The organism is Mesorhizobium sp. LNJC391B00, from assembly GCF_000502535.1.
GTDB lineage: Bacteria > Pseudomonadota > Alphaproteobacteria > Rhizobiales > Rhizobiaceae > Mesorhizobium.
Genome location: NZ_AYWI01000030.1, coordinates 1 through 9,138 on the forward strand (window position 1 = coordinate 1; position 9,138 = coordinate 9,138).

8 protein-coding genes are annotated in these 9,138 nt (G+C 61.8%); all 8 read left to right on the forward strand.

The genetic code is table 11. From position 1 onward, the window contains the following. Nucleotides 1-399 precede the first annotated feature (399 nt). The 8 genes from X750_RS134460 to X750_RS134425 all read left to right on the forward strand — a co-directional run bounded on the left by X750_RS134460 (nucleotide 400) and on the right by X750_RS134425 (nucleotide 8,939). Nucleotides 400-1,422 carry a LacI family DNA-binding transcriptional regulator gene (locus X750_RS134460; protein ID WP_023724728.1) on the forward strand — a complete coding sequence of 341 codons (1,023 nt, stop codon included), beginning with the start codon at nucleotides 400-402 and terminating at the stop codon, nucleotides 1,420-1,422. Nucleotides 1,423-1,595: 173 nt separating this feature from the next. Continuing rightward, nucleotides 1,596-2,609 carry an SIS domain-containing protein gene (locus tag X750_RS134455; protein ID WP_023686869.1) on the forward strand — a complete coding sequence of 338 codons (1,014 nt, stop codon included), beginning with the start codon at nucleotides 1,596-1,598 and terminating at the stop codon, nucleotides 2,607-2,609. A gap of 28 nt (nucleotides 2,610-2,637) precedes the next feature. After that, the gene (locus X750_RS134450) at nucleotides 2,638-3,960 is read left to right on the forward strand and encodes an extracellular solute-binding protein (RefSeq protein WP_023686870.1); all 1,323 of its coding nucleotides are present in this window, start codon (nucleotides 2,638-2,640) and stop codon (nucleotides 3,958-3,960) included. Between the two features lie 11 nt (nucleotides 3,961-3,971). Further along, nucleotides 3,972-4,931 (forward strand): sugar ABC transporter permease, encoded by a 960-nt coding sequence (locus X750_RS134445; RefSeq protein ID WP_023682778.1) that lies wholly within the window; start codon nucleotides 3,972-3,974, stop codon nucleotides 4,929-4,931. Then, nucleotides 4,928-5,788, forward strand: coding sequence for a carbohydrate ABC transporter permease (locus tag X750_RS134440; protein ID WP_023749045.1), 861 nt, complete (start codon nucleotides 4,928-4,930; stop codon nucleotides 5,786-5,788). The genes X750_RS134445 and X750_RS134440 overlap by 4 nt, the downstream gene beginning before the upstream one ends. Nucleotides 5,789-5,809: 21 nt before the next feature. Beyond that, nucleotides 5,810-6,664 carry a sugar phosphate isomerase/epimerase family protein gene (locus X750_RS134435; protein WP_023749046.1) on the forward strand — a complete coding sequence of 285 codons (855 nt, stop codon included), beginning with the start codon at nucleotides 5,810-5,812 and terminating at the stop codon, nucleotides 6,662-6,664. After that, the gene (locus tag X750_RS134430) at nucleotides 6,661-7,524 is read left to right on the forward strand and encodes a PfkB family carbohydrate kinase (protein ID WP_023749047.1); all 864 of its coding nucleotides are present in this window, start codon (nucleotides 6,661-6,663) and stop codon (nucleotides 7,522-7,524) included. Before X750_RS134435 ends, X750_RS134430 begins: the two co-directional genes overlap by 4 nt. Further along, nucleotides 7,521-8,939: an FAD-binding oxidoreductase gene (locus X750_RS134425; protein WP_031243865.1), complete on the forward strand. Its 1,419-nt coding sequence runs from the start codon at nucleotides 7,521-7,523 to the stop codon at nucleotides 8,937-8,939. Before X750_RS134430 ends, X750_RS134425 begins: the two co-directional genes overlap by 4 nt. The last annotated feature ends 199 nt before the right edge of the window (nucleotides 8,940-9,138 follow it).

The window sequence follows — 9,138 nt, forward strand, 5'->3', positions numbered from 1 at the left end:
AAGCTCGCTCTGCGCCAAGCCGCATGACCAGCATCATGGCTGCCCCATTTTGCAGAACTTGACGCACACAACCTGCAATCGCTGGACGAGTTTGGCCGCAAGGCTAGTCGTCTCCATCAGTGTTATGACCGATACCAGGGAGGGCGCCTAGACCATAGCGTGAACTCATTGCCGTATGCTGGCAGTGCGAGGCAATTAACTGACTGCACAAGATGTAAGTGCATTCGTGGATCAAATTTCCAGATAGCCAAACAGCGCGCGTGTCTCGATTAGGTGGCAAGGAGTTGCGAAAGCTATGTTCGCAGTTTGAGAATCGTCCGATATGCCCCACAACGATGCCGGCAAGACGAGCCGAGGATGATCTGACGCAATGTTCAGATCCAAGAAGGACGGTTACCTGTGACCCAGAAAGGAATCACACTAAAGGACGTTGCCGCAGCGGCTAAGGTGTCGCGCGCCACGGCCGCCCGTGCGCTCAACAGCTACGGTTACGTTGGCGACGAGACGGCGCTCCGCGTGGTTGCGGCAGCCGAAAGGCTGGGCTATCGGGCCAACCTCGTCGCGCAGGCGCTGCGCAGCGGACAATTGCCGATCATAGGCTTCGTGCCCGGCGATATCCAGAATCCGTTCTTCGCCCGAATCGCGCACGACATAGAGGTGGAACTGCGCAAGCACCGCCACAATCTTCTGATTGCCAGCAGCGAGGAGAATGTAGAACAGGAGAAAGAACTGCTTGAGAGCCTTCGCTCGCTCAGCATTCGCGGCTTCATCCTTGCCCCAACGTCTGCAACCGACAGCCAGCATATTGTGCAACTGGCCCGCGAAGGCGCACCGATCGTGCTCATCGACCGCGTGGTAAAGGACCTGCAATGCGACAGCGTCGTCGTCGACAACGAGGGCGGGGCACGCGAGGCAGTGGACTATCTAGTTGGCAACGGTCACCACCGGATCGGTCTTTTGCGCGACGAGTCACGCATCTTTACGGCACAGGAACGCTTGGCTGGCTACCAAAACTCGCTCCACTCGCATGGGATCGCAATCGATGAAGCGCTCATCGGCGTATCGCGCTCGACCGTCGAGCACGCCATCGAAGCCACGATCCGCCTGTTCAGCCGGCGCAATCGCCCGACCGCACTGTTCACGGTGGACAGCCTCATGACGCAAGGCGCGCTTCTTGGCCTGCGTTCAATGGGGCTCTCGATTCCGCATGATGTGTCGGTGGTTGGCTTCGATGACTTCAACCTCGCCACGTTCACCGATCCGCAGATAACGGTCGTGGCGCAACCCATCTCCGAGATCGGACCGCTCGCCGCCAGATATCTGCTGGAGCGGCTTGCCGGCAAAAAGGTTGCACCGCGCCGTACCCGATTTCAGACCCGCTTGATCGTACGCGGATCGGTTGCCCGGCGCGCTGTGCGCTAAAGAGCAAACCCCTCGATTTCGGAGAATTTCGTCTAAAGGACTTGCCATTGGCGAAATTGCGTGCCCATTATTGCTTGTGAGATCGATCTCACATCGGAAAAACGAGCTAGACGGCCCACCGACGCCTAAGGCGGGCTAGAGGCCTGTCACATGCGAAATACAAGGAAAACGTCATGCTGAACTTCGATAGGGACCGCTTCGTGAAGATCCAAAGCGGGGCCGTCGCCGTCGCAGGTGAGGTTCGCTCACTCATGCGCACACTGCTGGCAGATGGCGTCGAGCGGCTGTTTTTCATGGGCACCGGCGGCGTGCAGCTTCTAACCTTGCCCGCGATCGAGTTGGCGCAGCGCTGTTCTACCTTCCCGGTGAGCGGTGCCTATCCGGCGCAGGTCGTGATCGATCCGCCCGCCGGTCTCGACAGCAAGGCCGTGGTGGTCATCCCGTCCTTGTCGGGCACGACCAAGGAAGGCGTCGAGCTCATGGCCTTTCTGAAAAAACGTGGTGTGCGCACGATTTCGCTCACCGGCCATTCGGATACGCCAATCGCACGGGAGGCTGACCACAATTTCACGAACTTCGCCGAAGACGACACCTCGTCGGAATCCTTCTACCTGCAGACGCTGCTGATCGTCCTGGCCCTGCTGGAAGAGCGCGGCGAATATGATGATTTTGATGGCACTGTCGCCGAACTCAAACTGCTGCCGGATCTGCTTGCCGACGCCAAGGCTGCCTTTGAGGACAGGGCGGCCGAACTGGCCCAGACAATCAAGGACGATACCTATCACATCTTCACCGGCGCCGGCTCGGTGTGGCCGGAGGCACACTATTACGGCATGTGCATCCTCGAAGAGATGCAGTGGATTCGCACCCGCCCGGTGCACGCCGCCGACTTCTTCCACGGTACGCTCGAGTTGGTCGAGCCGGGCGTCAGCGTTTTCGTGTTCAAGGGCGAAGATGCCCTTCGGCCCCTGGCCGACCGGGTCGAGAACTTCGCCAGGCGCTACACGGACCGCGTTCGCACGCTGGACGCGGCCTCGGTCAAGTTGCCGGGCATCTCCGCAAAGGTCCGCGGCATGATCTCGCCGGTTCTGCTCGCCACCTTGCTCGAGCGGCTGAGCGCCCATCTCGAGGTGCTGCGCAACCACCCGCTGACCACCCGTCGCTACTACAAACGCGTGGAATATTGATCCCCTCTTACCTCTGAAGGAGCTATCCATGAAACGTTCGCTGCAAGTCGTGGCGGTCACGGTGGCCGCGGTATCATCATTGGGGTTGTCGATAAGCGGCAGTTCCGCCGCTTCGCCGGCTGTCACGGCCGACCCAAACGCCAAGGTGGAATACACCGGCACGCTTTCGGTCCTGACCAAGTTCGGGCTGCAACAGCTGTCGCCCTATTTCGTCAACCTGGCACAGGCCTATGAGAAGCTCCATCCGGATGTGAAGGTCGAACTTATCCAGGAGAGCGACGACAGCGTGAAGGGCAAGACCAAGACGCTGGTCGCTTCCAACTCGCTGCCCGATATCTATTTCTCCTGGACAGGCAGCTGGGGTGGCAATTTCGTGCGCGGCAATCGCGCCGTTGATCTCACGCCCGTCATTGCTGCCGATACCGAGTGGGGCAAGTCGCTGTCTCCAGCCGCCGTCAAGGCGTTCCAGTACAACGGCAAGTTCTATGGCATTCCGCTTTACCAGGATGCCAAGTTCATGGGCTACAACAAGCAGATCTTCGCCAAGCTCAGCCTCAAGGCACCCGCCACTTTCGAGGACTTGCTGACCAGCTGCGACGCCATCCGCAAATCCGGCGTGACACCGATCTCCTTCGGCAACAAGGAGGCTTGGCCGGCGATCCACTTTGCAGGCCAGCTGCTCGCCTACAACGTGCCGCAGGCAACGCTGGAACGCGACTTCGATCCGGCCACCGCCCAATACAGCGATCCAGGCTATGTCGCAGCACTCAAGCAGTTCAGCCAGCTTGTCGAGCGCTGCACCGATGGCGCCGGCGTCAACGGCACATCCTATGCCTCGGCTCTCCAGGCCTTCACCAACGCCCAGTCGGCCATGTACTACCAGGAAATCATCGAGTTCGATCAGGCCGCCACGCCGGAGTCGGCGTTAAAGCCCGCCGATTTCGGGTTCTTCCGGCTGCCGGTGCCCGCCGGCGCCAAGGGTGACGCCAAGTCGATCGAGGGCGCGCCGGAGGGCTACATGATCAATGCGGCATCGAAGAACATCCCGCTGGCGATCGATTTCATGAAGTTCGTGACCTCGAAGGAAAATGCGCAGGTCTTGTCTGCGCCACCCTATGGCCAGCCGAGCGCCACCATCGGCGGCGCCTCGGAATCGAACATGAGCGCGGCTGTGGTCGATGGCCTCAAGGATATCAACGCCGCCTCATACCTCATGCCCTGGCTGGATACGGCCAACCCACCGCGCGTCGCCGCCGTCTGGCTGTCCAGCCTGCAGGCGCTGGCGGGCGGCTCGATGACGCCCGAGCAAGTGATGGACGAGGTGCGCAAAGCCGCATCCGCGGCCAAATAAAGCAGGCGAGCATGGCAAGGGCCTCGGACACAGTGGACAGCGGCGCCGACATCGGCGTCGCCAGGCCGCAACGGCCAAAGAGCCGGCGGGCCTGCTTCGCCAACCTGTTGTCGTTGCGATGGGCGGCGATCGCGCTCATCCTCATCGGCTGGTTCGTCTATTATCCGATCGTCGACAATTTCATCGTCAGCACCACCGACCAGGACATCTACACCGGCGAGGTCACCAATGTCGGCCTCGCCAACTACGACCGGCTGCTGCATGACCCGGTCGTGCTGCTGGCGCTGTGGAACAACTGCCTCTACGCTCTCATCTCCGTCATCTTCCAGGTCTTCGGCGCGTTCCTGCTGGCGGCCATTATCGAGGACCTGAAAAGCGAAAGCTGGCGCCGGCTGTGGCGCGCCGTCTATTTCGTGCCGTCGGCAATCTCGATCACGGTGACCGGCCTGCTGTTTTATTTCATCTACCAGCCGCAGATCGGCTTGCTGGATGCCGCGCTCAGCCGTGTTGGACTGAGCCAGCTCGTCATGCCTTGGCTCGGCAATGAGCACACCGCCATCTATGCCATCATCGCCATGAGCCAATGGCAGGGTTTTGGCTATTCGACGCTGCTGTTCGCCATCGCCATCCAGAAGATCCCGCGCGACCTCTACGATGCCGCAACGATCGACGGCGCGGGTCCTCTTCGCCGCCTGTGGAGCATCACCTTTCCGCTGACCCGGGAAATGACGGGGTTGATGATCATCGTCACCATCACGGGCGCGTTCCAGGTGTTCAACGAGGTCATGGTGATGACCGCAGGCGGGCCCAACAACAGCAGCCAGGTGCTGGGCACGTGGCTCTACCAGAAGGCCTTCATCGAGGACAATTTCGGCTATGGCGCGGCGATCGCCGCCGTCATCTTCATGTTGACCATGCTCACAGGTGCGGCACAGCTCTGGTACACCAAGCGCCGCCGGGTGCAGCTATGAGTGCGATGGTCGCAGCCGGTCGCAGCCGGCACGTCAATGTGTGGTCGGTCATCGCCAGGACGTTGCTCTATTCATTCCTGGTCTGCCTTGGTGTCGTCGTCATCTATCCGCTGATCTGGATGGCGCTGAGCGGCTTCAAGGACAATGCGCAGATCTTCGGCGATCCCTTCGCCCTGCCCACCCATTGGTCGTGGAACAATTACGTGCAAGCGTGGAACCAGGGCGTGCGTGGCTACGTGACAGTCTCGGTGCTGGTGACCGTCGCTTCGGCCATATGCACCGTGCTGATCAGCGCCTGGACGGCTTTCGGCCTGACCCGCACCAAGATGCCGGCAAAGCCGCTGGTTATCGCCATCGTTCTGGGCGGCTTGATGCTGAGCCCCACGGTGGCGATCATTCCACTGGTGAAGATGTTGCAGGCGCTCGGTCTCTACAACACCTACTGGGCGCTGATCATTCTCTACACGGCGTTCCGTGTGCCGTTCACCACCTTCCTCATCCGCGCCTACATGCTGGATCTGCCTGAAGACATCGACGAGGCGGCGACGATGGATGGCGCCAGCGAGGGTCAGATCTTCTGGCGCATCACCTTGCCGCTGTGCCGGCCGATCATCATTTCCTGCGTCATCCTGCACGTCCTGTTCGCCTGGAACGAATATCTCTTCGCCATGATCTTCACGAGCGGCTCGGATGTGCAGACGCTGCCGGTCGGACTGACGTCGATCATGGCAACCCACGGGACCAACTATGCCGTGGTGTTCGCGGCCATGACGATCTCGGCGCTGCCTATCGTGATCGTGTTCTTTGCCGCACAACGCTACTTCATCCGTGGCTTGGCCGAAGGCATCGGCAAATAACAATTCCCGAAAGGAGCCTTCATGCCGCAGCTCGCTGCTCATCAGCTGATCGGAGCCAATTTCAGCTTCCAGCACTTCCCCTTCGATGAGGTCGCCAGGACGATCCGAGGCTTTGGCCTGCTCGAGATCGAGCTGTGGGGGATTGCCCAGCATCTGGACCTGTTCCACGCCACGGACGCACGTGTCGAATCCATTCGCCGGGTACTCGCCGACAACGAGCTGTCGGCTTGGTGCTTTACGCCTGAGCAGGTGTTGTATCCAATCAACATCGCCTCAGGCGACGCCGCACTGCGCCAGGACAGCATCGAGCGGTTTTGCCGTGCAGCCGACATCTGCGCGGCGCTTGGCGCCCGCTATCTCTTCCTGACGCCCGGCCGGGGCTACGAGAGCGAACCCCGGCAACCGGCATGGGACCGCGCGGTCGGTTCGATCGGCGAGATCGCCCGGCGCGCCGCCGCAAACGGGGTGCGCTGCCTGCTCGAGCCGTTGCAGCGGTTCGAGAGCAACCTCGTCAATAATGCGGCAGGCCTGCGCCAAATGCTGGATGAGGTGGGCGCCGGCAACGTCGATGTCGTGCTCGACACTGTCGCCATGGCCACGGCCGGCGACACCGTGGCCGGCTATGTCGACCTGTTCGGCTCGCGGCTGGCGCATGTTCATCTGGTCGACGGCACGCCAGGCGGGCATCTGGTGTGGGGGGAGGGCACGCTGCCGCTCGACCACTATGTCAGCGAACTCGCGCGCCTCGGCTATGCCGGTAAGTTCACCTTCGAGCCGTTCGGCAACGGCTCCTACGCGCTCGATCCGGTAAAAGCCTGGACACGCTGCCTTGGCGCCATCGCGCCGTATATCGATCGCGCAACGGTGCCGGCATGAGGTCGAAGAAGCTTATCGCGGTCGGGGACAATTGCCTTGATGCCTATTTGACCAACAACTTGATGACGGTGGGCGGCAACGCCTTGAATGTCGCGGCGCAATGGCGGCGCAACGGCTGGTCCGCGCGCTATTTCGGCGCCGTCGGGAACGATCCCGAAGGCGACGTGGTGCTTGCCGAGCTGGCAGGTGCCGGCCTATCCCCCGACGACGTCGAACGGCGTCCCGGCGATACGGCCGTCACCTTGCTGCGCGATGAATCCGGCGACCGGAAGTTCCTGCACGAATCCTTCGGTGTGGGCGAAAACTTCATGCCGCTGCCCGCGCATTATGCGGTCATCGCCGCGGCCGACTGGGTGCATCTCGGCACCAACGCCAACAAGCACCTTGTCCAACGATTGGTGGCGGACCATGTGCCGTTCAGCATCGATCTATCGACCGCCCATATGGCGCTGCCGCTCGATGGTGTCCCGCTTTTGTTTGCGTCCGGACCGGACGATGTCGATGTTCCCATCGAGCCATCGCTGGGCGCGCTCAGGGCGGCCGGCGCAAGGCAGGTAGTTTTGACCTGTGGTCGACGCGGCTCCTACTTCGACGATGGCACGAATGTCGTGCATGCGCCGGCGACGCTTGTCGATGTCGTGGATACGTGTGGCGCCGGCGACAGTTTCATTGCCACTTTCCTCGCCGGCTTCCATTTCGGCGGCCTCGGCGCCCTGGAGGCATTGCACAGGGCGTCGATCGCGGCGGCGCAGACCTGCACCCATCTTGGCGGGTTTCCCCAGAGACCGCGTCCGATACCCGATTGGCTGCCAGCCAAATATGCCAGCTTCATTGTCGATGCGCAGGGAGCCCAAGCGTGAGTACAGTTCGTTTGCGGCAGCCTGCGGTCGCGCTTGCATCTGACCGGTCGTTTTGGCTGCAGGACATTGCCGCCGCCCCTGCGACCGAGCCATTGCGAGGCGACGAGCGCGCCGACGTGGTGATCGTCGGTGGCGGCTATACCGGTCTGTGGACGGCGCTGCGGATCCTTGAACTTGCGCCGCAAACGCGGGTGGTGATCCTTGAAGCCGATCTGTGCGGATCGGGGGCCTCGGGGCGCAACGGCGGTCAGGTCCATTCATGGTTCGCCGAAATCGACCAGATCAGTGCGGTCGTCGGTCTCGAGGAAGCGCGCCTGCTGTGCGCCGACACGGTGGCATCGATCGCGGAGCTGAAGACGCTGCAGCAAAACGGCACCATAGACATGGACCTGAGGCTGGACGGATGGTTGTGGACAGCAAGCTCCATTGCGCAGGAAGGCGCCTGGGAGACCGCCGTGGCCTTGACGGCGGTTGTTGGAGAAAACCGTTTCAGCCCGCTGACAGCCGAGGACATTCAACGCCGCACCGGTTCATCGGCCTCCTATGTCGGCGTCGTCGAGACCACTGCCGGCACGGTCCATCCCGCCAAACTTGCCATCGGATTGCGCAAGCTGGCACTGGCACGCGGCGTCATCATCCATGAGCGCAGCCCGGTCCTCGCCATCGAACCCGGCATGACATGCACGGTGCGCACGGCGCATGGCGCGGTACGGGCCGACAAAATCGTGCTTGCCGCCAACGCCTGGCTTTCCGCGCTGCCGGAACTGCGGCGACATCTTTATGTCGTCGGCAGCGAGGTGATTGCCACTGCCGCCGTTCCCGAACTGCTCGACAGCATCGGTTGGCGCGACGGTGCCTCGATCTGCGATTCCCAGGCCCAGGTGCTCTACTACCAGCGCACCATCGGGGGCAGGGTGGTCTTCGGTCGTGGCAGCGGCAACGTCGCCTTCAGTGGAAATTTCGGCGCCAGCTTCAACCGCAGCCCGGAGCACGGCCGCGACAATATGCGAGAGCTGCATCGGGTCTACCCGTCGCTGCGCGGTGTGGCGATCGAATATGACTGGTCGGGGCCGATCGACTGCGTGCCTGAACACGTTCCTGTCTTCGACCACCTGCGCGATCATCCCAATATCTTCTACGGCATGGGATTTAACGGCACCGGCATCGCGCAGACGCCGATAGCCGGACGCATTCTGGCGAGCCTGGTGCTCGAGCGAAAGGATCGCTGGAGCGAAAGCGGTCTGGTCGGCATCGAGCGGCGCATGTCGCTGCCGCCCGAGCCTTTGCGTTATCTCGGCGCCAGACTTGTCCGCGCCGCGGTGCGCCGCAAGAACGAGGCCGAGATCCGCAACCGCAAGGCCGGCAGGATCAGCAGTCTTTTGGCGGCCCTGAAGCCAGGCAGGCGCAAGAAGTAGCCGGGCCTCTGGCTCATCGTCACGCTCTTCAAACCATGAGCCGGCACGTGCCGTCCCGATGACGGTGGACGCGGCATTGCGATCAGGGTGTTTGCTGGGTTGATCGACGTACATTCTTAAAGCGGAGGGTTGTGTGCGTCAAGTTCTGCAAAATGGGCGATCATGAAACTGGTCATGCGGCTTGGCGTAGAGCGAGCTT